This is a genomic window from Burkholderia sp. SIMBA_062, from assembly GCF_046534765.1.
Lineage (GTDB): Bacteria > Pseudomonadota > Gammaproteobacteria > Burkholderiales > Burkholderiaceae > Burkholderia > Burkholderia ambifaria.
Genome location: NZ_JAWRYD010000003.1, coordinates 240870 through 263934 on the forward strand (window position 1 = coordinate 240870; position 23065 = coordinate 263934).

The 23065-nt window shown below is 64.3% G+C and carries 21 protein-coding genes; 3 read left to right on the forward strand and 18 right to left on the reverse strand.

Translation table 11 applies throughout. From position 1 onward, the window contains the following. Positions 1 to 258 precede the first annotated feature (258 nt). From SB786_RS04450 to SB786_RS04460, 3 genes are all read left to right on the forward strand, one after another. On the forward strand, positions 259 to 2571 hold the full coding sequence (locus SB786_RS04450) for a hypothetical protein (protein ID WP_410726371.1): 2313 nt from the start codon (positions 259 to 261) through the stop codon (positions 2569 to 2571). A gap of 134 nt (positions 2572 to 2705) precedes the next feature. Continuing rightward, entirely contained in the window at positions 2706 to 4046 is a 1341-nt protein-coding gene (locus SB786_RS04455; protein ID WP_410726460.1) for a virulence factor, read from the forward strand. Between the two features lie 219 nt (positions 4047 to 4265). Next, positions 4266 to 5606, forward strand: coding sequence for a virulence factor (locus tag SB786_RS04460; protein ID WP_410726461.1), 1341 nt, complete (start codon positions 4266 to 4268; stop codon positions 5604 to 5606). 185 nt (positions 5607 to 5791) lie between these two features. Here SB786_RS04460 and SB786_RS04465 read toward each other — a convergent pair whose 3' ends face one another. From SB786_RS04465 to SB786_RS04550, 18 genes are all read right to left on the reverse strand, one after another. Beyond that, positions 5792 to 6328 carry a cytochrome P460 family protein gene (locus tag SB786_RS04465; protein ID WP_410726372.1) on the reverse strand — a complete coding sequence of 179 codons (537 nt, stop codon included), beginning with the start codon at positions 6326 to 6328 and terminating at the stop codon, positions 5792 to 5794. Then, entirely contained in the window at positions 6328 to 7368 is a 1041-nt protein-coding gene (locus SB786_RS04470; RefSeq protein ID WP_410726373.1) for an alpha/beta fold hydrolase, read from the reverse strand. Before SB786_RS04470 ends, SB786_RS04465 begins: the two co-directional genes overlap by 1 nt. Positions 7369 to 7679: 311 nt before the next feature. Then, entirely contained in the window at positions 7680 to 8957 is a 1278-nt protein-coding gene (locus tag SB786_RS04475; protein ID WP_410726374.1) for an epoxide hydrolase family protein, read from the reverse strand. A 173-nt stretch (positions 8958 to 9130) separates the two neighbouring features. Then, positions 9131 to 9727, reverse strand: coding sequence for a pyridoxamine 5'-phosphate oxidase family protein (locus SB786_RS04480; RefSeq protein ID WP_410726375.1), 597 nt, complete (start codon positions 9725 to 9727; stop codon positions 9131 to 9133). Between the two features lie 106 nt (positions 9728 to 9833). Continuing rightward, positions 9834 to 10022, reverse strand: coding sequence for a hypothetical protein (locus tag SB786_RS04485; RefSeq protein WP_041491728.1), 189 nt, complete (start codon positions 10020 to 10022; stop codon positions 9834 to 9836). 10 nt (positions 10023 to 10032) lie between these two features. Further along, positions 10033 to 11232, reverse strand: a complete 1200-nt coding sequence (locus SB786_RS04490) for a PLP-dependent aminotransferase family protein (RefSeq protein ID WP_410726376.1) — start codon at positions 11230 to 11232, stop codon at positions 10033 to 10035. Between the two features lie 379 nt (positions 11233 to 11611). Continuing rightward, complete coding sequence (locus SB786_RS04495) at positions 11612 to 11803, reverse strand: hypothetical protein (RefSeq protein ID WP_410726377.1); 192 nt, start codon at positions 11801 to 11803, stop codon at positions 11612 to 11614. A gap of 61 nt (positions 11804 to 11864) precedes the next feature. Next, positions 11865 to 13049: a thiolase family protein gene (locus tag SB786_RS04500; RefSeq protein ID WP_410726378.1), complete on the reverse strand. Its 1185-nt coding sequence runs from the start codon at positions 13047 to 13049 to the stop codon at positions 11865 to 11867. A gap of 165 nt (positions 13050 to 13214) precedes the next feature. Next, a complete protein-coding gene (locus SB786_RS04505; protein WP_006749607.1) occupies positions 13215 to 13400 on the reverse strand; it encodes a rubredoxin in 186 nt (61 codons plus the stop codon). Beyond that, positions 13397 to 14320, reverse strand: a complete 924-nt coding sequence (locus SB786_RS04510; protein WP_410726379.1) for an alpha/beta fold hydrolase — start codon at positions 14318 to 14320, stop codon at positions 13397 to 13399. The genes SB786_RS04505 and SB786_RS04510 overlap by 4 nt, the downstream gene beginning before the upstream one ends. Then, entirely contained in the window at positions 14320 to 15417 is a 1098-nt protein-coding gene (locus tag SB786_RS04515) for a fatty acid desaturase (RefSeq protein ID WP_006757004.1), read from the reverse strand. The genes SB786_RS04510 and SB786_RS04515 overlap by 1 nt, the downstream gene beginning before the upstream one ends. 13 nt (positions 15418 to 15430) lie before the next feature. Next, on the reverse strand, positions 15431 to 15751 hold the full coding sequence (locus SB786_RS04520; protein ID WP_006749604.1) for an acyl carrier protein: 321 nt from the start codon (positions 15749 to 15751) through the stop codon (positions 15431 to 15433). Between the two features lie 55 nt (positions 15752 to 15806). Beyond that, the gene (locus SB786_RS04525; RefSeq protein ID WP_410726380.1) at positions 15807 to 16790 is read right to left on the reverse strand and encodes an acyl-CoA desaturase; all 984 of its coding nucleotides are present in this window, start codon (positions 16788 to 16790) and stop codon (positions 15807 to 15809) included. Positions 16791 to 16816: 26 nt separating this feature from the next. Further along, positions 16817 to 17758, reverse strand: a complete 942-nt coding sequence (locus SB786_RS04530) for an acyl-CoA desaturase (RefSeq protein ID WP_410726381.1) — start codon at positions 17756 to 17758, stop codon at positions 16817 to 16819. A gap of 78 nt (positions 17759 to 17836) precedes the next feature. Beyond that, positions 17837 to 19591: a fatty acyl-AMP ligase gene (locus tag SB786_RS04535; protein WP_410726382.1), complete on the reverse strand. Its 1755-nt coding sequence runs from the start codon at positions 19589 to 19591 to the stop codon at positions 17837 to 17839. Between the two features lie 123 nt (positions 19592 to 19714). Beyond that, positions 19715 to 21133 carry an MFS transporter gene (locus SB786_RS04540; RefSeq protein ID WP_410726383.1) on the reverse strand — a complete coding sequence of 473 codons (1419 nt, stop codon included), beginning with the start codon at positions 21131 to 21133 and terminating at the stop codon, positions 19715 to 19717. 4 nt (positions 21134 to 21137) lie between these two features. Beyond that, positions 21138 to 21965: a hypothetical protein gene (locus tag SB786_RS04545; RefSeq protein ID WP_410726384.1), complete on the reverse strand. Its 828-nt coding sequence runs from the start codon at positions 21963 to 21965 to the stop codon at positions 21138 to 21140. A 44-nt stretch (positions 21966 to 22009) separates the two neighbouring features. Next, the gene (locus SB786_RS04550) at positions 22010 to 23014 is read right to left on the reverse strand and encodes a Rieske 2Fe-2S domain-containing protein (RefSeq protein WP_410726385.1); all 1005 of its coding nucleotides are present in this window, start codon (positions 23012 to 23014) and stop codon (positions 22010 to 22012) included. Between the last annotated feature and the right edge of the window lie 51 nt (positions 23015 to 23065).

Here is a 23065-nt window from a genome sequence, read left to right on the forward strand (position 1 = left end):
CGGAGTGAAGGCAGCGCCACTTCCGCGCCGCTCTTTGCGTGATGAAGCCATGCGACGGATTTCCGCTCGGAAACACATTCTGACAATTTTCGTTCGGCGCCACCGCGCTCGGCGCGCATTTTCCGGTATCCGGGCTTTCCACCTGCGCCTATTCGATATGCTTGCGGCCTCGCTTCAGTTCTCCGTTGGTTCGGATACTTATCGATTCGTTTGTATGCCCGATAACTGGCACGGTGTTTGAGATGTTCAGGAGTTTGGATGGCCGATTCACTTCTCGATCCACGATCGGTGGCAAATGCTCGCAACGACGAACCTGCGGCAACTGTCGCTACGTTGAACGTGGCCGCATCGCGACCGGCGCCGCCGCCGATCGTCGTCGGCCGCGGCGAGGGTGTGACGATGTTTGCAAAGAACACGCCGCTGATCTGCATCAAGCAATTGCCGTTGCCCGGCATCGTGATCTTCGTGCATGGCGTCAACTCGGAGGGTGAATGGTTCGATGCAACGGAGCAAGGGCTGTGCAAAGGTCTGAATCGCAGGCTCGGGCGACTGGACGATCAGATGATGTATCACGGCGTCGACGCCGGGCAGTTGCTGCCCGCGAAGTACACGGAAAGCGTGACGCCGGATGGGTTCTTGAATCCGAAGCTTTGGTCCGGTGACTACATCAAACCCGACCCATCGTTCTCGCCTGTCATTCATTTCCGATGGGGCTATCGTGCGACTGCGGCCGAACTGAAGGAATACGGCGACAAGATCTTTCTGAACGAGAAGGACTATTGGGGCGGCGGTCCGTTCACGAACGGCTGCGCAAGCCTGCCCGATCTATGGCACGGCGGTCTGGATGACCGAACGATGGGTTGGATGACGGTGCAAGGCATCAATCCAACCCATCGACCGCTGTACCGCGCGCCGCCTCGCGCGTACGGCGTGCTCGCGGCGTTGCGACTGGCCAGGCTGATCGAGTCGATTCGCCGCATGCAGGCCGACGTACCGATTACGGTCGTGTGCCATAGCCAAGGCAACATCGTCGGCCTGACAGCAGCGTTCTTCGGTGACGCCTTCCCCGATGTCGAAGATCCGTGGGGACGCACCGGACATTGCGTCGCAGATGCCTACGTACTGGCGAACGCGCCGTATAGCCTTGCGAATGCGGACGGCCCGTACAAATCGGATACGTTCATGGATACATGGTCGCAACGCGCGACGAAGGACGCGAGCGGTCAACGCGGACGGCAGACCTACGCCGCGCGCACGAAGACGCTCGGCAAATTCCTGTCGATCATCGGCGCTCGCAAAGCACACGAACTGCCCGTGGACAAGATCGATGAAGACATGGAAAACAAGCGGGTGTCGCCGACGAGCAACCGCTCCTATGCAGCGCAAGAGGATCGCGCGCGGCACGGCTTGAATGGGTCGACGTATGGCCGCGTCACCGCGTATTGCTGTCCACACGATCAGGTGATTTCGGCGGTAACGGTGCAAGGCATCGGCTGGCGCGGGATCAGCAAGCACGAACTCGAGGATATCGGTGTGGAGGGCATCCTGACGCAGCGGGTGTTCGCATCCGGCTTCCCTGTTGGCGTTCAGAAACCCTACCGATATTGGGAAGACGATTGGCGGCATGGCAAGCGAGGAACGAAGCCGGGCTTCTGGTACCCGCCGTCGCCGCCCGCAAAGTTCAATCTGATTGGTGCGATCAAGGGGAATGAATCAGTTTTGGGCATGGCAGCGACGCTTGTGACCGCACCGCTCATGTTCGTCGTGACCGGTATCAGCTCGGCGTTGAACATGCTGCGTGTGAATGCCGATCCGCCGAAAGGCTGGACCGTGGTGGCGGATGCGCCGGCACTTGATGATCCGTTTTCGCCGAAGGCGCTGCGATTCGGCAAGGCCGTTGAAACGAAGGATGGCGACGCAGTCAGCGACTTCAACGAAGGCAACGATCCACCAGCCGCGTGGCGCAACGCGAGCAAGACCGATGCGGACAAGCGGGCCGACGATCCGTACGACCAGTACAACGCAAAGAACGCGGATAGCGTCGCGCAAGGTACGGCGGAAACGGAAGCCGGACAGCGCTATGAAGATCGCGCGTTGATGCGAATGGAAGCGCGTCGAACACTCAATACGGAATGGATCGATCACGAGGGTCACGTGATTGGTGAGGACGGCAAAAGCGAGATGCCGGAGGGCTACAAGGAATGGCGCGACAAACAGATCGTCGACTGGCTCGATCGTGGTTCGACGAATAGCCCGACCAATCACTCTACGACGGTGACCCATCCAGAGCACGCCGAGAAGGCGCTTGCGTATGACGTTGCAGTGGGCTTGTGCTACCTGACCGAGAAGCAACTCAAATCGGTGCGCATTGAGGCGGATTGGCGGATGAGTAAAGGTCTGTCAGACGAAAACCCAAACAAGAAGTACTACGAATATTTTGCACGCGGGCAACTTGATGGTTTATCGATGCATGAATGGGTACATGCCGAGGATAGTGAAGGCAAGAAGCCCGACACGATCATGGATGAACGCGAAGGTGAGTTTTATCTGAAGGTCGGAGGTCTTGTATGACGACCCTCATCGCCACGTGGCCGCGACGCGTCGCCATCGCGTTTTCGACATGGCTCATCACCACGGTGCTCATGGCCTCGCTGATCGCGCACGTAGAACAACCCGACCCAGCACATTTGGAGATAGGAGATTGGATGAAACGATTCTTTGTCGTACCGAGCTTGGCCGCGCTCATGGTATTTCTGTTCACCACGGCCATCGCGCGCTCGGTACATGCCGCACCTGTCAGCGCGTTAGAGATTCCATCGTCATCAGTCGAAGAGCCGGCCACGCCGTTCGTCGCGCAGGTTGTAGGCATGATTTGGTTGAATCCGTTGCAACGTATGGACTACCCGACTGAATGGCAATTGTTGTGGACGCAGGGACTCGCCGCGCCAAACAAGAATGACGATATGGTTCGCACCGATCCGAAGTCCTTCACTACGCTGCAATCGGTAGCGGGTATCGCGTACGGCAACGAAGGCGAGGAAACATTTAGAGGCTTCTATCGCAAGTACATGTTCGAATTTCCTCTGCTGCTCAGCTCGCGCTATGCCTCCAATCCGAAATACTTCTACACGGTCGCGCCCAACTATAAAAAGGACTGGCGGGAACTCGCGGGCATTCATGTTGAGCTTGCGATTCCGAATCGACTTGATGCAGCCGAATCGCAAAGCTACGTGCAAGACTCGATTCGGAAGACGTTTTCTATCGGCAATCCGCATTTCCCGACGATGTGGAGCCGCGACACACCCCCTGATGTCCAGATCACGCAAGGCGGCGCAAACACCGGCTTTACATCGCTGAACAAGGCGTTGGACTACTTGCAGGCAAACCCCGACAAGACCGTATGGGCAATGAACTGGGACGCCCCGAACTTCCCGCCCACGGATGCGCAGATCAATGAGAACCTCGTCGTGCTGTTCCTCGCCGGCCCGAACTTCAACACCGAGCGCGAACCGCTCGCATGGATCGGCAAGGCCGCGGCCGGCGACACGAAAGCGTTCTCGCCGAAGGTCGGCACGACGCGCGCCGTACAGGCGTGGAAGGCGACGATAGCGCAAGCGGCCCGCAATGCCGGCGTCGCTGTCACCGACCTGAATTACATCGTTCACGATGCAGGCAACGGCAGCGATGCAGCGTCATCCCGCCTCGTCGCGCTCACGCAAACCTTGACAGAAACGCTTCCGGAATACGATCACAAGAAGCAGACATTCAACACCGCCGCCCTGCTCGGCGACATGGGAACAGGCAGCGCATTGACCGACGTCGCGCTCGCGATCGGCCGGATCAACCACTTCGGCGGCAACGCACTCGTCGCCGGCACGACCGACCCCGAACACCCCGTCGCCGTCGTCGTCATGCCGCCATCGAATCTCACGCCGATCGACCCGACCAAGGACTGGTTCCGCGCGCGCGGCGGAAACAACGCCTATCTGCCGTGGTGGGGACGCCGACACGATGTCGATTACGGCATGCAGGGCTATTCGTGGTGATGCAAACCGGCGCTGAGACGCATGACCGACGATCACGGACGAACGTGAAGGCGAGTTTTATCTGAAGGCCCGGGGTTTCGTATGAAGGCGCTGATCGCTACCTGGCCGCGACGCGTCGCCCTCGCCGTTTCGACATGGCTGATCGCCACCGTTCTCATGGCCTCTCTGATGGCGCATGTCGAACGACCCGACCCGGCACATTTCGAAATAGGAGATTGGATGAAACGATTTTTTGTCGTACCTGGCCTGGCCGCGCTGATGGTGTTTCTGTTCACCACATCCCTCATGCGCGCGGTACATGCCGCACCTGTCAGCGCGCTGGAGAATTCATCGCCATCAGTCGAAGAGCCGGCCAAGCCGTTCGTCGCACAGGTTGTCGGCCTGATGTGGTTGAATCCGCTGCAACGTATGGACTACCCGACCGAATGGCAATTGTTGTGGGCACAGGGCCTTGCCGCTCCCAACAAGAATGACGATATGGTCCGCACCGATCCGAAGTCCTTTACCACCCTGCAGTCGGTAGCTGGCATCGCGTACGGCAACGAGGGCGAAGAAACATTCAAGGGTTTCTATCACAAGTACGTAAGAGAGTTTCTCGTGTTGATGCGTTCGCGCTACTTTGCGAACGCGAGCTATTTCTACACCGTGAAAGCCGAGAATCCCAAAGATTGGCGCGAGCTTGCCGGAATACATATCGAGCTCGCGCTGCCTCCCAGGCTCGATCCGATTGAAGCGAAGACGTACTTTATCAATGAGTTTCTCCAATGCTTCGAAATTGGTCCGCCGTCACCCAAGACGCTTTGGAGCCGCGACACGCCGCCCGACGTCCAAATTACCCAAGGCAACGCAAACGCCGGCTTCACGTCACTGAACAACGCGCTGGATTACTTGCAAGCAAACCCCGACAAGACCGTATGGGCAATGAACTGGGACGCCCCCAACTTCCCGCCCACGGATGCGCAGATCAACGAGAACCTCGTCGTGCTGTTCCTCGCCGGCCCGAACTTCAACACCGAGCGCGAGCCGCTCGCATGGATCGGCAAGGCCGCGGCCGGCGACACGAAAGCGTTCTCGCCGAAAGTCGGCACGACGCGCGCCGCCCAGGCGTGGAAGGCGACGATCGCGCAAGCGGCACGCAACGCCGGCGTCGCTGCCACTGACCTGAATTACATCGTTCACGATGCAGGCAACGGCAGCGATGCAGCGTCATCCCGCCTCGTCGCGCTCACGCAAACCTTGACCGAAACGCTTCCGGAATACGATCACAAGAAGCAGACATTCAACACCGCCGCCCTGCTCGGCGACATGGGAACAGGCAGCGCATTGACCGACGTCGCGCTCGCGATCGGCCGGATCAACCACTTCGGCGGCAACGCACTCGTCGCCGGCACGACCGACCCCGAACACCCCGCCGCGGTCGTCGTCATGCCGCCATCGAAGCTCACGCCGATCGACCCGACCAAGGACTGGTTTCGCGCGCGCGGCGGAAACAACGCCTACCTGCCGTGGTGGGGACGCCGACACGATGTCGATTACGGCATGCAGGGCTATTCGTGGTGATGCACGCGACTCAGCGGCGCGATCCGTGCAACCGGGTTCGCGCCGCCGCGTCATCGAGCGGAATGACCCGAACACGAGGCATCATCCTGGCGGTCGGCTCCAACCCGGATCGGGCGTAGTCCCACTCAAATTCCCGCCGACGATGGCACGGCGATGAACGGCATGCCTCCTGACGTACACACGTGTCAAGGCGCCAATCGCGTGAACACGAAGTCGTGATTCTTCACGCGCGCCTGGTGACACGCAAAGCACGTCTGGTGCTGACCGATATCGGCCGGCACGCCATTGATGAAGCGCCCGAAGCCCCAGCCGCCCGTCGACGCATAGCGGCGCGAATCCTTCACCATCACCTGCACGGTGGTCGCCTGGCCCGGCACCGTCGCCGACGGGAACTCGTCCGACTGCTTGCGCTTGTACGCGAGCTTCACGAGGATCGTGCCGTCCGGAAACGGCAGCGTCGCCTTCTCGAGCGCACGCATCGCGACAGGATTGCCGAGCACCACACGCAATTCGTCGAGCGGCGCCGCTTCCTCGGCCGGCGCGACCATTTCCCACTTCCGGTAGCCGGGCGGGATCGTCACGCCGTAGATCGGCGACGCGGCCAGCTTCGGCTGCTCCGCGAACGCGGCCGGGCCGCTCGCCGACAACGCGCCGGCCAGCAACACGCCCGCGACGAGCGCACGGCGCACGCCGTGACGCATCACACCGGTACGCGCCCGCATCACAGATGCTCCACTTGCAGGATCGCATCGGCGAACGCTTGCGGCGCTTCCTGCGGCAGGTTGTGGCCGATGCCGCCGGTGATCGTGCGGTGCTGGTACTTGCCGGTGAACTTCTTCGCATACGCGGCAGGGGCCGGGTGCGGCGCGCCGTTCGCATCGCCTTCCATCGTGATCGTCGGCACGGTAATGACCGGGGCGGCCGCGAGCCGCCGCTCGATGTCGTCGTATTTCGCTTCGCCCTTCGCGAGACCGAGGCGCCAGCGATAGTTGTGGATCACTACCGCCACGTGGTCGGGATTCCGGAATGCCGCGGCGCTGCGAGCATAAGTCTCGTCGGAGAACTGCCACTTCGGCGACGCGAGCTGCCAGATCAGCTTGTTGAACGCATCGAGGTTCTCCGCATAGCCGAGCGCGCCGCGCTCGGTCGAGAAGTAGAACTGATACCACCACTGGAATTCGGCCTGAGGCGGCAGCGGCTTGCTGTTCGCCTGCTGGCTGCCGATCAGGTAGCCGCTCACCGACACCAGCGCCTTCACGCGCTGCGGCCACAGCGCCGCGATGACGTCGGCCGTGCGTGCGCCCCAGTCGTAGCCGCCGAACACCGCACGGTCGATCTTCAGCGCATCCATCAGCGCGACGATGTCGACGGCCGTCACCGCCTGCTGGCCGTTGCGCAGCGTGTCGGCCGAGCGGAACGTCGTCGATCCGTAGCCGCGCAGGTACGGCACGATCACGCGATAGCCAGCCGCCGTGAGCAGCGGCGCGACGTCCGCGTAGCTGTAGATGTCGTACGGCCAGCCGTGCAGCAGGAACACGACGGGGCCGTTCTTCGGCCCGAGGTCCGCATACCCGACGTTCAGCACGCCCGCGTCGATCTGGTGGATGTTGCCGAGCGACGCCGCGCCGGCCGCGCGGCTCGTCGGGGCATCGGGCGCCGACTGCGCGTGCGCCAGCGAGCCGAAGCCGAGGTCGGCGAGGCTCAGGCTTGCGATTGTCGTACCCAGGATCAGGCGGCGGCGGCTATTCACGGTATCAGGCATGACTCGTTCTCCATTGTCGATCGGTAAGGAAGGGGCCCCACGGCAGGTGCGGGCGCTCCGGTATCGCCGTTCACGCCGGCCGCGCATCGCTCCGCGCCGCCGTGTGAATCGCTTCACCGGATTTATATCCGAACCATTCCGACGCTTTGTATCCCAACGTATCCGTGTCCGGATACGACACAGAGCGATTCAAAAAACGCCCGCCAGCCGGTGCGGTTCGGGGGCCGCCCAACACACGCGCCCCCCTGCACCGATGCGGCCACGGACGCAGGCCGGCATCGCAACCGGCCCGCGCTCCCGTCGAGCCGCGCTTACGCGCGACGCAACGGCCGGAACCCGGCACGCACTTCGCGTGCGAACAGTTCCGGCTCTTCCCATGCCGCGAAGTGTCCGCCCTTGTCGACTTCGTTGAAGTAGATCAGGTTGTGATAGCTGCGCTCGGCCCAACTGCGCGGCGCCTGATAGATCTCGCCGGGAAACACCGTGATCGCGGCCGGCAGCGAGATGTCCACCGCGTTGAAGTTGTTCGAGTGATCCTCCCAGTAGATCTGCGCGGAGGACGTCGCCGTGTTGGTCAGCCAGTACAACGAAATGTCGTCAAGAATCTCGTCACGCGGAATCGAGCGTTCGGGTACGCCGCCGCTGTACGTCCACTGCGAGATCTTGTCGTACATCCACGCGGCCTGCCCCGACGGCGAATCGGCCAGCGCGTAGCCGACCGTCTGAGGACGCGTGACCATCATCGCCGCGTAGCCGCAGTTGTCGCGATAGAACGTCGCGAGCTTCTCGTACGCGGCCTTCTCCTTCGGCGACAGCGATGCCGGAGCCGGCGCGTCGACCTGGAGCAGCGTCGCGATGTCCGGCGGCACCGTCGCCGGCATGTTCACGTGAATCCCCGCCAAGCCCTGCACGCGCTGCATCGCCATCCGGTGCGAGATCACCGAGCCGCAGTCGCCGCCCTGCGACACGAAGCGCGTATAGCCGAGGCGCGCCATCAGCTCGCCCCATGCGCGCGCGATGTGGTCGGAGCCCCAGCCCGTCTTCGTCGGGCGGCCCGAGAAACCGAAGCCCGGCAGCGACGGCACGACGACGTGGAACGCATCGTCGGCGCTCGCACCGTGCGCGGTCGGGTCGGTCAGCGGGCCGATCGCCTTCACCAGCTCGAAGACCGAACCGGGCCAGCCGTGCGTCATGATCATCGGCATCGCATTCGCGTGCCGCGACCGGACGTGGATGAAGTGAATGTCGAGCCCGTCGATTTCCGTGATGAACATCGGGAAGCCGTTCAGGCGCGCCTCGCCCTTGCGCCAGTCGTAGTCGGTGCCCCAGTAGCGCAGCAGCGCCTGCATGCGCGCGAGCCGCACGCCCTGCGATTCGTCGGCGACGGTCTCGCGGCCCGGCCAGCGCGTCGCGGTGATGCGGCGGCGCAGGTCGACCAGTGCGTCATCGGGGATATGGGCGGTGAACGGGCGTATGCCGGTGTCGCCGGTTGCCGCATGCAGCGCGGTGGGCAGCATCGCGGATACACCCGCGGCCACGGACGTGGCCAGCAGGTGCCGACGCATCGGGGAAAACGGTGTGGAAGACATCGCTCGGCATCTCCTTTCGTGAGGTTGAAAGTGAACATGCCGCGCGCCCGGGCGCGCCTTCGCTTTCATTTGGGCACGCGGCGGTCACGCGGCGGTCACCCATTTGAAAGGTCTGATGTATCCGGGATGTGTCTGATTTGTACGCGTTTGTAGCAGGCGGGCGAACGTCGCCGTCAGGGGGCGATCCAGCCGCCTGCGTAGCCGTCGTCGTTCACGTCGAATACCGCGCGGCGATGACCGCCGCGGGCAAGTTCGAGCCAGTCGATGCGCGTCACCGCGACGTGGACCAGGCAGAAGTTCCGATAGCCGTCGTCGGTGGGGGCGTCGCCCGGGCTTGGCGTGACGTGCGCGTCTTCAGGCGACTCGATCGGCGTACCCGGCCGCAACCGTGCGCGATACAACAGCAACGTATGCGGACGGCTCGATTGCCAGATCGCACGCCGTTGCGCTTCGTCGTCGCAGATCGACGCAACGCCTTCCGCGCGAATCTGCACGAGCGCGTCGAGATCGTTCGCGACGACGGCGATGCGGGGATCGCGGCGTAACTCCGCAACCTTCTCCGAACGCGCATCCGTATGGAACGCCAGCAGACGATCGGCGCGGCTCACTTGCCGCAACACGATCGTGCGTACCTTCGGCGCACCGTCGAGGCCGAGCGTCGCGGCCTGAATCATCGTGAACGGCGAGCGCTGCGTGCCCACGCCGGACTCGAGGCACGACCAGAGACGGTCATAGGTTTGCGTGAGCGATTCGGAAGTGGGATCGGACATGATGGCGCGGCGATCTTGCGGGAGACGGTCGCGCTAGCTTACCCGTTTCGGCGTCGCAGCTCGCGGCGCGCCCACGGTTTTCGTTGCAAACCCGTCGCCGCGCGGTTCAGTTATAGCCGAGGACGACCGGTGCGGCGTCGCTCGTGTCGGTCGAATCCGCGCCGAAGCGGCCGAGCACGTCCGCGACGTATTGTGGCCCCGCGCCGATCTGCGACGACTTGTGCGCGACGGGGCGGATATCGGCCATGCCCGGCGCTTCATCCAGCCATGCGGTGTCGTTGATGACGATGTTCATGGGTGTCTCCTCACGCGGCCAGCGCCGCATCATATGCGCGCACCAGGCGCGCCACACCTTCCCGGATCGCGTCGACGTCGGGCGCGGCGAACGACAGGCGCAGCGATGCGGCGTCGACGTTGTCCGCGAAGAACGCGTTGCCCGGCACGAAGACGACCTTGTTCGCGATCGCCTGTTGCAGCAGCACGTCCGACGACACCGCGCCGATCCGCGCCCACACGAACATCCCGCCTTCGGGACGATGGAACGTGATCGCGTCGCCGAAACCGTCGCGCAGCGCGTCGCACATCGCGTCGCATTTGAGCTGGTAGGCCGCCGTGATGCGCGGCAGATGGCGTTCGAGCGCGCCGTCGGCGAGATATTCGGCGGCGGTGGCTTGCGTCCACGGCGTGCTGCACAGGTCGACCGTCTGCTTCGCGATCACGCAGCGTCGCGCGATCTCGGCCGGCGCGATCGTCCAGCCCACGCGCAGCCCCGGCGCGACGATTTTCGACAGGCTCGCGAAATGCACGATCCAGTCGCGCGCGCCATCGACTTCGTTCGCGAGTGCGAGCATCGACGGCACCGGTTCGCCCGCGAAACGCAGGTCGCCGTACGGATCGTCCTCGACGATCAGGAAACGGTATTGCACCGCGAGACGCAGCAGCTTCAGCCGGCGTTCGCGCGTGAGCGTCGCGCCGGTCGGGTTCGCGAAGGTCGGGACGGTGTAGAGCAGTTTCGGCTGCGCGATCGCGCCGGACGCGAGTTGCGACGCGAGGCGGTCGACGTCGAGGCCGTCACCGTCGACCGGGATCGTGACGATGCGCGCCTGCTGCACGCGCATCGCCGACAGCGTCGCCGGATAAGCCGGCTGCTCCGTCAGCACGACGTCGCCGGGCGCGACCATCACGCGCAGCAGCAGGTCGAGGCCCTGCTGCGAGCCGGTCGTGACGAGCAGTTCGGCCGGCGTGCACGCGACGTGACGGCGCGCCATCAACGCAATCAGTTGCTGCTTCAGTTCGGCAAGGCCGTCGGTCGGGCCGTATTGCAGGCAGCGCACCGGCTGGGCGTACGCGCGTTCGGCGGCCGCGTTCAGGCCGTCGACGTCGAACAGGTCGCTGGCCGGATAGCCGCCCGCGAACGAAATCATCCCCGGCTCGGAGAGGTACTTGAACAGTTCGCGGATCGGCGAACCGGCAGGATTCTGGAATGAGGGCGTAAACGCGTACATGTCGTCGTGAACTGGATGGCACGGACGGCCGGGATAGCCGACAGGTGCCGCCCGACCAAGGCGCTTCTGGCGCAAGGGCGGGAATTCGAGCCACGATTGTCGATAGTCATTAACGCCGCGGCAAACGATATCTATGCACTAGGTCTTGCGGTTTGGTCATTAATTGATGAAGCGCCGCGCTTCGTCCACAGCCGTCCGGCCCGCACGCACCGCGAATGCACGACGCCCATCGCGACCCCGGCATCCGCACCGCTACAGCCGCGCGACACGCCTGCGCGCGATCGGACCGAGCCAGACCAGGGGCAAGCTGCACCTCGCTTGCCCCTGGCCCGGCCGGCCACGCGCACCGGTCACACAATGAACGCACGTGAATCGCGAGCTATTCGCCCGGAGGAGGAGAGACTCCCCTGCTGACATAGCAGGCAATCGCCTCCAGCATGCCGAGGTCGAGGTCCTCCACGCGGTCTGCGCCGAAGTGAGCCAACCACTTGCGCGCGAGCTCCGCCTGCGTCGTCGTGTACCCGGTCGCGGCAGGGGCACACAGGTCTTCCAGTGCTGAACGCTGGTCCATGTCTTCTCCGTGATTGCTGATGATCGGGACGTCGCCGGGTCCCGTCGCGATCAAGACGCCGTCAAACGGCCTCCAGAGCGAGGGCGATACCTTGGCCGCCGCCAATGCACAAGGTCACCATGCCGCGCTTCACGCCATCACGGCGCATCGAATGCGCGAGACGGGTCGTCAGGACCGCACCGGTCGCCCCGATGGCGTGACCGTGCGCGATCGCGCCGCCTTCGACGTTCACCCGCTCTTCGTCGATGCCGAGCTCCCGAAGGACCGCGATCGGCACGGCGGCAAAGGCCTCGTTGATCTCGAAACGCTCCACGTCGTTCAACGACCATCCGGCACGGGCGAGCGTCATCCTGACCGCCGGCACGGGCCCCAGCCCGAACATGCCCGGCTCGACCGCTCCCACGCCGTACGACACGAGCGTCGCGATCGGCTCGATGCCACGCGCCTCGGCATACTGCCGCTCCGCCACGACCATCGCCGCCGCACCGCTGTTCAATCCCGGCGCATTGCCGGCGGTGATGGTGCCGTCAGACCGAAACGCGGGTTTCAATCGGGCAAGCGACTCCATCGTCGTGTCCGGTCGCGGCTGCTCGTCGCGCTCGAATCTGACGGGTTGCTTGCGCCCCTCGATATCGACCGCGACGAGCTCGGCGTCGAACGCCCCGCGCCCTTGAGCCTGCGTGAAGCGCCTTTGCGAACGTTCCGCCCAACGGTCTTGCTCCTCGCGCGTGATGCCCGCCCTCGACACGAGGTCTTCCGTATGCCATCCGGAATGCCGGCCGGAAAACGCGTCGACGAGACCGTCCCCGAGCATGCTGTCGACGATGTCGGTATTGCCCATGCGATGGCCCCACCGACCGCTATGCAGCAGATACGGCGCACGGTCCATGTTTTCCATACCGCCCGCCACCGCGACCTCGCCGAATCCGAGCCAGATTTCCTGGGCCGCATTCACGATGGCCTGAGCGCCCGAGCCACAGACGCGATTCACGGTAAGCGCAGGCACCTCCACCGGAATGCCGCCGCCGACAGCTGCCTGACGCGCGGGATTCATCTTGTTTCCCGCCTGAATGACATTGCCCATCACGACCGAGGCCAACGCCGCCGGATCGACCTTGCTGCGGCGTATCGCTTCGCGCACCGCGATCGCGCCGAGCGTCGTCGCGGCGACGTCCGTCAACGTGCCGCCAAACGCCCCGATGGGCGTTCTTACAGGACTGCAGATCACTACTTGTCGAGCAACCATTTCAACACTCCATTCAACGTTCAGTTTCGCCTGAAGCGATGCCAGCGCATCGTCGCGCGTTACCTGCCGGGCGATGCGGCTTCGCTTACCCGGCACGCTCGTGAACCCGCATATTGTGCTTGCGGGCGCAGGATCGGGGGCGCCGCGCGCCCCCCTTCCGTTGGGTCAAATCGAAATCATTTCGAAATCCTCCTTGCCGACGCCGCATTCGGGACACTTCCATTTGGCCGGAATGTCCTCCCAGCGCGTGCCCGGTGCAATGCCGTCTTCAGGCGCACCTTTTTCTTCCGAGTAAATCCAGCCGCACACCAGACACATCAACGTGCGCATCTCCACCGCTGTCGTGCTCATCCCGCCAACTCTCCAAGATTCGACATTTGTCGCTTCACGAATTCGCGCACCTGCTCGCGTACCCTCGCATCCGACAGGATCCGCCCGTGACCCGTGCCCGGCGCCGGCCACAATGTCGCCTGCGGCAGGCCCGCCACCACGCGCTGCGCCTCGCAGTACGGCACCACGGGATCGGCCGGGTCGTGCACGACCAGCACCGGCACATCGAGCGATGCGCCGCGCGCCAGAATGTCCCAATGGCTGACCGGCACGCCGTTGCGGCATTGCAGCTCCGCATAGATGCGCTCGATCACGGGACGCGGCAACGCCATGTCGCGGTTCGCCCAGCGCTCCAGCACTTCGGTCAGCGCGCTCGTCGGCGCGATCAACACGATGCAGCGCAACGACGCGCGGCGCGAGCGCTCCGCCAGCGCCGAGATCGTCGCGATCGAACCGAGCGAATGTGCAATCACCACTTGCGCGCCTTCGATCGCATCCAGCGCCGCGCCCGTCGCCCGCGTGAACTGCGTCATCGTCGTATGCTTGCCCGGCGACAGACCATGCGCGGGCGCGTCGAATGCCGCCACCGACAAGCCCAACGTCTTCATCGGCTTGACGAAGCTCAGCATGCTGCTGCTGTCGGTGCCCCAGCCGTGCACGAGCAGCACCCGCTCGGCACCGCCCTCCCAGTAATACGCGCGGTCGATGTCCGCGTTGCCCTCGATGGACGTCACCGTCGCGCCGAGCGGTATGCGATCGCTGATGGGCAGCCCGTAGCCACGCGTGAAGCCGAACGCATCGGCCGCGCGCCGTCCGGCAATGCGCGGCGCGAACGTGTTCAGCATCCGGAACGCGTGACGGCCGAGCCGCACGCGCAACGAAGGCGCCTTCGTGGTCTGCCGGGCGATCGGCGAGACTTCCGTGGGATTCGCGGCCGCCATCACCGGCCCTCCGTCGCCGCACGCGCGCCGACGGCCACTGCCTCCCGGGACAGGGTCCGGTAATAGCCCGACTCGGTGTCGTAGAAGTGGCAGTGGCGGATCACGTGCCACAGATCGCCGAACGTGAAATCCTTTTCGCGAATCATTCCCGGAAACGCTGCCTTGAGCGCCGCCTGTGCCTTCGGAAGGTTGTAGAACGGCACGATCGGCGCGACGTGATGCGCCGTATGCACCGAAATGTTATGGGTCATGAAGTGCAGCCACTTCGGATACCGGTAGTCCGTCGTCACGAGCAGGCGACTTGCGTTCGGCGTCCAGTGCTGCGACGGCAGAAACGGGATGTCGTCCGACGTGTGGTGCATCAGCGTCGTCGCGCTGAACCACGCATGGATCATGAGCCACGGCACGACGAAATACAGGAACAGGCCCGTGACGCCGGTAAAGTAGATCAGCGCAGGGAAATAGAGCATCGCGACGATCAGCACGAAGCCGATCGAGCGCTTCACGTCGCGCCGCATCTCGCGCTTCGGATAGAAGCCGGGACGGAAGCCCGATTCCTTCCAGTAGCTCAACGTCCCTGCCCAGAACAGCCACTTGCGGGTACCGGCGTACTCGAGGCGCTTGAGGAGCGGCATGCGATCGTAAAGCGGCGCGGGAATCGGCCGCCAGTCGGTGTCGAGCTCGAGGTTGTTGGTGTTCGCGTGGTGCAGGTTATGCGTGTGACGCCACGCATGGAACGGATACAGCAGCGGCAGCAGCGATAGATGCCCGATCATCAGGTTGAACCATCGGGAGCGGGAGAACGAGTTGTGCCCGCAATCGTGCGCGATGCAATGCAGCCCCCAGCCGCCCAGGCCCGCGAGCAGCCACAGCGGAACGTAGAACAGCCAGTGCGGCGCATACGCGATGCCGACGAGCGCGCCGATGTATGCCGCATAGCTCACCACGAAGCCGAGAACGCCACGCCACGCACGCGGCTCGTATAGCGACTTCGGAATCGCATCGGTCAGCCGTACGCCCTCGAGCGCCTTCGATTTTTGCAGGAATTCGTCGAAACGCGCCGGCGGCGCGCTCGGGACAGTGTAAGTGTTCGCCATGTCGATCTCCCGCTTACGCAGCCTGCAGACCGAGCTCGGTCGACAGGTGGCGCGCCAGTTCGTCGATGCTGTTGTGTTCGAACAGCAGCGCCGGAGACAGCCGCTGCTCGACGACTTTCTCGAGATCGCCCGACACCTGCACGGCAACGATCGAATCGAGCCCATACTCGTCGAAGCGTTTGGCGGGATCGATGGCAGCCCGATCCATCTTCAGCTGCTTCGCGAGCCGGTCGACCAGCCAGCTGCGGATCGACGCTTCCGTCAGAGGGCCGACGTCGGCGGCGACCGCTTTCTTGCGGCCGAACAGGCCACCCAGGATTCCAGCTTGAGACATGATGAATAATCCTTCTATACGAGGGAGATGAACAGCTTCATGAAGGCAACTTTCTTCAATACGGTTGCTTGGCCAACTTGCGGATCGCGGCCGGCCCCGGCAAGCGCAGGTCCCGGACGACACCCGCCTTGCCGAGCGTCCAGAGCACCCACGCGCTGAGATCCGGCTCGTACCACTTCACCGAATGGCGATACGACGCGGGGAACGCGTGATGGTTGTTCTGCAGACCTTCGCCGAACGTGAGGATGGCGACGGTCCAGTTGTTAGCGCTGTTGTCGTCGGTCTTGAAGGGTCGCCCACCGAACATGTGGCACACCGAACCGACGCACCAGGCAGCCTGATTGGCCAGGAAAATCCGTGCGAAGCCACCGAACAGCAGGCCGTTCCACGCGCCGTGCCAGGAACCGCCGATCGCACCTCCGATCGCGGCGGGCAGCACGAGGCCGAGCACGACCCACCAGACATAGGTGCGGTGATAGAAAAACAGGCGGCGATCGCGCAATACATCGGGCGCGAAGAACGTCCACCCCGACACGTCCGGGGCCAGCATCCACGGCATGTGCGCATACCAGAGGCCGCGCAGCTTCGCGATCAGGCCCGCGCCCGCCAGGTTCGGCGAATGCGGATCGCCTTGCTGGTCGCTGTACAGGTGATGACGGCGATGCGTCGTCACCCAGAACATGACCGGCCCTTGCGCGGCCATCGAACCGCAGATCAGCAGGATGCCTTCGAACCACTTCGAGGTCCGGAACGTCTTGTGCGCCAGATACCGATGGAAGCCCATCGTGATCCCGCCCATGTGCAGAAAATAGAACACCGCGAACAGCACCAGGTCGGTGGCGGCGAAGTCGCCCAGCACGAATTGACGCACCGCCAGCGCGAACCCGGCAAGCGGCACCAGCATGACGGCCAGGGCGGTGTAGCGTTTGACGCGCGCACCACTGCCTTTTAGCGGCGAAACGCCGGGGATCTGGCCGTCAGAGGCCGACAGCCCGCCGGCGGCAGTCACGCCGGGGGCAACCTGAATCGACGAATTCATAGGATTCTCCAAACGCTAATAGAGGATTACGGCGAAGTTGACGAGAACGACGCGCGGCGCTTCGGCGCATAGCGCACCTCCGTGACAAGTCCCAGCGCGTCGAGCAGGCGGATGAGCCACGCGGACGGATCGATCTGCCAGAACGCGTGATCGTTGTTGGCGAACGCCGGCTGCGCGTGATGGTTGTTGTGCCATGCGCCGCCCACCGAAACGATCGCGAGCAGGCCCAGGTTGCGGCTATGGTCGCGCGTCGCGTGCGGACGGGTGCCGATCGTGTGGCACAGCGAATTGACGGCCCAGGTCGACTGATCGAGCAGGAATATCCGCGCGAGTCCGCCCCACAGGAAGCCCCCGACGGCCCCGAGCAAGCTCTGTCCGGCGGGCGCGAGCAACGCGCCCGCGAGCGCGGGAATCGCGAGGCCGAGGAGCACCCACCACCCGTAGCGCAGATTGAGATTGACGATCAGACGGTCGCGCAGCAGGTCCGCGGCGTACGTGCTCCAGTTCTCGCGGCGCACGGTGAATAGCCAGCCCACGTGGCCGTGCCAAAGGCCCGCGACTCGGCTGAGCTTGCCGTGCCGGTTCGCGCGCGGGCGCGGCGAATGCGGATCGCCGTCCTGATCGGTGAACGCATGATGCATCCGGTGCGTGGCGGCCCAGAACAGGATCGGCCCCTGGGCGGCCATGCTGCCGAGCACGCCCAGCATCACGGTGACGACCGGCCGCCCCTTGAACGACCGGTGCGAGAAATACCGGTGCATGCCGGTTTCGACACCGATCGCGGTCGAGAAATACATCACCGCCAACAGCACGAAGTCCGCTGCGCGGAACCCATATACGCACGTGTAGGCAATCGCCAGTGCGAAACCGAGCGCGGGAATACCCACGGTCAGATAAGCGAGCCGGCGTGCGCGCACGTCGGTATCGGCGTGCGCCTCACGGGCGGCCGCCGGTGTTCGCGAAGACAAAGAATCCGCTTCAGCCATGACTGGCTCCGAAGAAAGACAGCATCAATGAAAGTCGGGGATGCGGTTCCTGCGAACCGCTTATGCGCGCGTCTCGAGTGCGCTCAAGCTGCCTTGCTGGAACGCTTGCTTGCACGCTTGCCGACGCACCTTGCCGCTTGTCGTGAGCGGAATCGCGCCAGTCGGGCCGAGGTGCACCACCGCCGGCGAGACTCCGTGGTCGCGCGTGACCGCCAACGTGATCGCGGCGCGCACCTCGCTCATTTGCTCGGGGTTCGGACGGCGCGAGCGTTTGAGTTCCGCAACGATGACGAGCGACTCCCCGTGCGCGCCATCGATCGAAAACGCCACCACGCCGTTGGTGCGAATCGCGTCGTGCGCCGCTTGCACGGATCCCTCGATGTCGGTCGGATAAAGATTGCGCCCGGCGACAATCACGACGTCCTTGATACGGCCCGTCACGAACAGCTCGCCCTGGTTCAGAAAGCCGAGGTCGCCCGTGCGCAGGTAGCGCGTCGTGTCACCGCCGCCGTCCGCGTCGGCAATCGTCGCGGCGAAGATGTCGTCGCTGTCCGCGCGGTTCAGATAGCCGGCTGCAACGTTCGGACCACTAAACCATATTTCGCCGACGGTGCGCTCCGGCAGCACGCGCTTCGTCGCCGGATCGACAATCAGCAGCCGGTGGCCGGCTGCCACGGCTCCGCACCCGACCAGCGTGGTGCGTCCGTGCAGGTCGAGTCCAGGATCGGCCGGCTTGCACAGGCCGCGAACGAGTGCCTCTTTGTCGACTTCGATCAGCGAGACCGGCGAACGGCCCACCTTGCCCGATACATAGAGCGTCGCCTCCGCCATTCCGTAGCAGGGGACCACTGCGCGGCGCTCGAAGCCGTGCCGGCCGAAGCGCGCGAAGAAGCGTTCGAGCGTCGTATGGCTCACGGGCTCCGCGCCGCAGAATACGTGCTGCAACGAGCTTAGATCGAGCGTGGCTGCTTCTTCTTCACTGATGTTGTCGACGCACAGGTCGAACGCGAAATTCGGTGCGACGCTCGTGGTCACGCGGTAGTCGGTGATCGCCTTGAGCCAGCGATAAGGACGCTGAACGAAATGCTGCGGCGACAGAATCACGAGCGGAAAGCCGCTGTACACCGCGAGCAGCAGCGCGCCCATCAGCCCCATGTCGTGATACGGCGGCAACCACGTGCAGCCGACACGATCCGGATCGGCGCCGAGCCGCTCGGCGATCGCCGCGCAGTTGCTGACGAGATTCTCGTGCGTGACGATTACGCCCTTGGGCTCGCCCGTCGATCCCGACGTGTACTGGAGCAGCGCCGGCCGGTCCAGATCGACGCGCTGCTCCAGCAGGTTCCGAACGTCATGTACCGATACTGCGCCATCGTCGAAGGAATCTTCGTCGATCGTCAGCAAGGCCGGCGCGGCGCGCTGGTCGCCGTAGAGTTCGTCGAGCTGCGGTTGCAGTGAGCGGTGAAGCTTGCCGGCAATGACCACGTCAGGATGGGCATCGCGACAGATCGACGTGAAGCGTGCCACCGCGCGAGAACCGGCGGGCGGAAACGAAGGCACCGCGGTGGCGCCCGCGAGCAGGATGCCGAACAATGCCGCGACGTAGCTCAGGCCGGGTTCAAGCAGCAGCAATACGCGCCGTTCGTGCAGCGCGTGCTGCAGCACCCTGTCACGCACGTGGACGGCTGCGGCGGCGAACCGGCCGTACGACCAGCTCACGACATCATCCTCGCCGTCGCGAAGAAAATGGAATGCGATCCGCTCAGGCGTTTGCTCGGCCCGCTCTCGAAGAATGTCGAGCAGAGACAAGGTCATGCGCTCCGCCGTCAGGGTGGAGGGGGGAATGCTACCGGCCATCGTGAGACCCTCGGATAATTAGTGTTGTTTTGTTTTGGTGAAAGCTTCATGCGCCATCCGGCGCTGGCCGACCCGCGGCCATCAATGCGCCGTCGCGGGCGCCAGCGCTCGCGGTCGCGTATCCACCGGCGCGCACAGGATCGCGGTGGCCAGACCGAGCGCGATCTGCAGGTAACACAGGGTGCGGAATTCAGCGAGGTGCCCTATCGCGTTGCCGGTTATCGCGACCGTCAGCGCCACGCCGAACACCGATCCCATTTGCCGTATCGCCTGGTTCACGGCCGAGCCCACGCCGAAGCGGGCCGGCGGCAGATGCGCGACGGCGGCGGCCGACAGCGCTGGCATGACCATCCCCACCCCCAGTCCGGTAAGCAGCGCTCCCGGAAGCCATGTGTGCACATAGTCGGGCGTGACGCCGGGCACCAACGCGAACCATACGCTTGCCGCCGTGGAGATCAGGCTCCCGGTCACCAGCAGAAGCCGGTGCCCCGCGCGCGCCGCGAACCGTCCGCACACGATCGCCGTGGGGACGACGAGCAGCGGCCCGGGGCTGCCGGCCAATCCCGCACGGGTCAGCGAATACGACCAGACACCCGTGGTAAACAGGAACGTCTGGAAAAACATCATCGCGAAGCCGATCGCGAAGCACAGCGAAGCCAGATTGATGTAGCAGTAAGTCCGATCCTGGAACAGCGACAGATCGATTGCCGGTGCGCGTGCCGTGCGCGCCCATGCAACGAACGCCGCCAGCATGACCAGCCCACCGGCGATCGCCAGCGCCACCGCCGGGGAAGTCCACCCGACCGCCTCCGACTGCACCAATCCGAAAGCAATCGCGCCAACGCCGAGGATCAGCAAGACGACGCCAACGAGATCGAGCGGCGCGCCCCGCTCGGGATCGCGCGACTCGTCGAGAATGCGCCACCCGCGCCATAGCGCGATCGCCCCGAGCGGCAGGTTGAGAAAGAAGGCCGACGGCCAGCCGAAGCGATCGACCAGGAACGAGCCGAGGCTCGGCCCCAACGCACCGGCCACCCCGCTGACCGCGCCCCACAAGCTCACGGCGATCGCCCGTTGGTTGACGGGGAACGCCGCCAGCAGGATCGACAGCGACGCAGGCAACAACAGCGCCGCGCCGGCTCCCTGCACCGCGCGCATCGCCCAGAGCATCTCGACACGCGTGGCGATGCCACAGCCCAACGATCCTGCCAGGAACATCGCGAGACCAAGCAGGAATGTGCGCTTGCGCCCGCGCAGGTCGGCGAGGCGGCCGGCCGGCACGAGCAACGCGGCGAACACCAGCGTGTACGCGTTCAGCACCCACGACAGGCTGGCCGGGTGCGCATCGGGGAACGCCAATCGCAATGCGGGAAATGCCGCGTAAAGCACGGTGACGTCGATCGAAACGAGGAACACCGCCACGCTTGCGATCCAGAAAACCGGCCACGGCGAAACGGCGTTCGACTGCGCTTGCGGCGTGAGCACGCTGGGTCCGTTCATGTCTTTATACCTCGCGCGGCTGAGACGGCGTTACGCCGTCGCCCGATTCGGATTCGAAATACGACGCGTCGAGAAACGACAGTGTTCGCGCCCGCATCCGCGCTTGAAACAGCGCAACGACCGGCCACGGGCGCATCGCCATTGCCATGCCCTTCACGTTCTGGGCATCTTCCCAGTGAATGACGTTCGCCACTTCCAGCGGCAGCCCGCCGACCTCCCCGGTCCAGAGGCTCAGCGTCGTCGCGCCGGCCGAAAGACGCGGGCCGCTCGCCCGTCCCCCGTAGACCGCGATCGAATGGCCGCAAACGCGTTCGACATCGGCGCTGCCGCGAATCGGCTTGCACGCCACCGGGCTGGTCAGAAACATCTCGTCGGTGATGCCGAACGGCAATTTGGCGTCCAGCACTTCATCGTCGGGTACCGGCGGCAACGCGGTATCGATCCCCGGAGGCAGCGTCCACACGTTGGCGTCGACGAGATCGCGGCTCGCGTCATACAGCGCCCGGCGGACCGGCGCGGGAAACGAGCCGAGGAAGATGTCGACCTGGATGCGCGTGCCGAACCGGCGCGCGACCGTCACGCCGCGAATCTGACGGCCCTGGAAGCGGCCGTGCCATTCGCGCCCGCCGATATCGGCGCCGCTCCACGCATGTGTCGGCTCGACCTCGGAGAAGATGCCGTCGGCGGCAGCCGCGAGGCGCTCGACCTGGCCGCGACCGACGATTTCTCCGAATGTCATCGGATGCCGCAAACTGACCTCGTCCTGCGCCGACGTGTCGAGCTCGCGCAGCAACTCGCCGACATAGAGACCAGCTCGTCCTTGGTGATTCATCGCCGTTTCCTTTCCGGTCATCGTCGATCCTTCCTCAACGTGCGTCATACGGCTGCCCGAATGGACGCGTTCGCGCCCATTCGCTCCAATATCCGCCGCGCGGCAAACGCCGGTCGATCGAGCTGGATGTCGATCATCGGCGCCGTGGGGCTCCAGTTCGCCTGCAGGCTCTCCGCGACGTCCTTGTCCTCCATGACGGTGGCGTACACTTCCTTCGCGGTGAATTCGGTAAACCGTTCGTTGTCGATGTCGAAATCGCGGTGCATGCCCACGAATACATGCGTGGTGGTGTCCGTGGCAGGCGTGAAGATCGTCGTCGTGTAGACGTGGTAGACCTGGCCGTTCGCATCGTCGCACGCGTGCGCCCGCGTTTCGACCCGCGTGTTGCCGATGGGCCAGTACACGACCTCCTGGAAGCGGTCGATGTAGTCGAGCTTCAGGATATGGGTGTAGAGCGGCGGCGTCTTCTCGCGGCGCAGGTACCGCTGCACGCGGACTTCATCGTCGTTGATCACGATTTCGGGCGGCGTCTCGACGATGTCGAGCGAACCCAGCGTCTTCGCATGCACGAACGCGGCGTGCGAGATGTCGAGGATGTTGTCGATGCCGAACAAGTAGCTGCACGCGATGGTGCAATAGCTCATCTTCCCGGCGAGTTCGGGCGCCGAACAGACCCAATGGTTCGGGATCGTCGCTTCGTCGGCCTGGTCCGGCTCGCCGGTCCACAGCCAGATGAAGCCGTATTTCTCGACGGCGGGGAACGCCCGTGCGCGCGCGCCCTTCGGGATCGTGCTCTGGCTCGGAATACTGACGCACGCGCCGGAGCAGTCGTACCGGAGCCCGTGGTACCAGCACTGGAGATCGTCACCAACGACGCGCCCGCGGGATAACGGAACCTGCCGGTGCGGGCATCGGTCCTCGAGGGCGACGACCTGGTTCGCCAACGTACGGTACATGACGACCTTCTGATTCAGGATCGTCCGTGCAAACGGCTCCCGCTGGACTTCGTCGGAAAGTGCTGCTGCGTACCACGCATTCTGGATAAACATGATTCCTCTCTTTGCTACATGGACGGGCGTTGTGGCACACGGGCGCGAACT

What these genes read in the sequence shown, in the direction of transcription:
- SB786_RS04460 (WP_410726461.1), top strand. Translation starts at nt 4,266, where the DNA reads ATGAAACGATTTTTTGTCGTACCTGGCCTGGCCGCGCTGATGGTGTTT.
- SB786_RS04540 (WP_410726383.1), bottom strand. Translation starts at nt 21,133, where the DNA reads ATGAACGGACCCAGCGTGCTCACGCCGCAAGCGCAGTCGAACGCCGTT.
- SB786_RS04505 (WP_006749607.1), bottom strand. Translation starts at nt 13,400, where the DNA reads ATGAGCACGACAGCGGTGGAGATGCGCACGTTGATGTGTCTGGTGTGC.
- SB786_RS04520 (WP_006749604.1), bottom strand. Translation starts at nt 15,751, where the DNA reads ATGTCTCAAGCTGGAATCCTGGGTGGCCTGTTCGGCCGCAAGAAAGCG.
- SB786_RS04475 (WP_410726374.1), bottom strand. Translation starts at nt 8,957, where the DNA reads ATGTCTTCCACACCGTTTTCCCCGATGCGTCGGCACCTGCTGGCCACG.
- SB786_RS04545 (WP_410726384.1), bottom strand. Translation starts at nt 21,965, where the DNA reads ATGAATCACCAAGGACGAGCTGGTCTCTATGTCGGCGAGTTGCTGCGC.
- SB786_RS04510 (WP_410726379.1), bottom strand. Translation starts at nt 14,320, where the DNA reads ATGGCGGCCGCGAATCCCACGGAAGTCTCGCCGATCGCCCGGCAGACC.
- SB786_RS04500 (WP_410726378.1), bottom strand. Translation starts at nt 13,049, where the DNA reads ATGGTTGCTCGACAAGTAGTGATCTGCAGTCCTGTAAGAACGCCCATC.
- SB786_RS04465 (WP_410726372.1), bottom strand. Translation starts at nt 6,328, where the DNA reads ATGCGGGCGCGTACCGGTGTGATGCGTCACGGCGTGCGCCGTGCGCTC.
- SB786_RS04515 (WP_006757004.1), bottom strand. Translation starts at nt 15,417, where the DNA reads ATGGCGAACACTTACACTGTCCCGAGCGCGCCGCCGGCGCGTTTCGAC.
- SB786_RS04495 (WP_410726377.1), bottom strand. Translation starts at nt 11,803, where the DNA reads ATGGACCAGCGTTCAGCACTGGAAGACCTGTGTGCCCCTGCCGCGACC.
- SB786_RS04485 (WP_041491728.1), bottom strand. Translation starts at nt 10,022, where the DNA reads ATGAACATCGTCATCAACGACACCGCATGGCTGGATGAAGCGCCGGGC.
- SB786_RS04525 (WP_410726380.1), bottom strand. Translation starts at nt 16,790, where the DNA reads ATGAATTCGTCGATTCAGGTTGCCCCCGGCGTGACTGCCGCCGGCGGG.
- SB786_RS04490 (WP_410726376.1), bottom strand. Translation starts at nt 11,232, where the DNA reads ATGTACGCGTTTACGCCCTCATTCCAGAATCCTGCCGGTTCGCCGATC.
- SB786_RS04480 (WP_410726375.1), bottom strand. Translation starts at nt 9,727, where the DNA reads ATGTCCGATCCCACTTCCGAATCGCTCACGCAAACCTATGACCGTCTC.
- SB786_RS04550 (WP_410726385.1), bottom strand. Translation starts at nt 23,014, where the DNA reads ATGTTTATCCAGAATGCGTGGTACGCAGCAGCACTTTCCGACGAAGTC.
- SB786_RS04455 (WP_410726460.1), top strand. Translation starts at nt 2,706, where the DNA reads ATGAAACGATTCTTTGTCGTACCGAGCTTGGCCGCGCTCATGGTATTT.
- SB786_RS04450 (WP_410726371.1), top strand. Translation starts at nt 259, where the DNA reads ATGGCCGATTCACTTCTCGATCCACGATCGGTGGCAAATGCTCGCAAC.
- SB786_RS04470 (WP_410726373.1), bottom strand. Translation starts at nt 7,368, where the DNA reads ATGCCTGATACCGTGAATAGCCGCCGCCGCCTGATCCTGGGTACGACA.
- SB786_RS04535 (WP_410726382.1), bottom strand. Translation starts at nt 19,591, where the DNA reads ATGACCTTGTCTCTGCTCGACATTCTTCGAGAGCGGGCCGAGCAAACG.